The sequence below is a fragment of the Ancylomarina longa genome (assembly GCF_003996985.1).
GTDB lineage: Bacteria > Bacteroidota > Bacteroidia > Bacteroidales > Marinifilaceae > Ancylomarina_A > Ancylomarina_A longa.
The window spans coordinates 1-518 of sequence record NZ_RJJX01000189.1; the positions used below are offsets into that span (position 1 = coordinate 1).

General features: G+C 39.2%; 1 protein-coding gene. It reads right to left on the reverse strand.

Annotated elements, in window-relative coordinates:
• On the reverse strand, window positions 1-372 hold a 372-nt coding region (locus tag DLK05_RS19180; RefSeq protein ID WP_148114131.1), incomplete at its 3' end, for a hypothetical protein.
• Window positions 373-518: the final 146 nt, after the last annotated feature.

The window sequence follows — 518 nt, forward strand, 5'->3', positions numbered from 1 at the left end:
TGAAACATATTCATCAGACCTCTTCAAAATTCCATTAGTGGATAATAGATCACTAAAATAAACAGCATCTATCAAAATTGTATTAGATTTCTGACCATTTGATGCATCTGTCATGTTTTCTGGTAAAACGGAATTTCGACAATAAGATTCGTCAGACACTTTTATTGCAGAATGATGAGGACCATTTGGAACAGCTGGATTCAGTATACTGCCCGATTCGTTTTCTGTTTCTTTGTGGACTGGAACTGCAATACATTTACGAGCATTTAATATGAGATCTTCTTCCTGTGAGCTGGGTACATCACTGTCTGTACATGTTTCAGGAACAGTGGAATTTGAACCCACGACAGGGAATGTTTCGGAATTGGACATTTCTGGACAACTGGGCGGATCATGAATGACTGTCTCGTCTACATTACTGCTCGTCCGGGATTCACAGAGGCTTTTATAGACAGCTTCATATGTTCTGCAGTTGTTTTCGAGCTCAGTATGCAGATGAGAAATGAACTTACCAACTT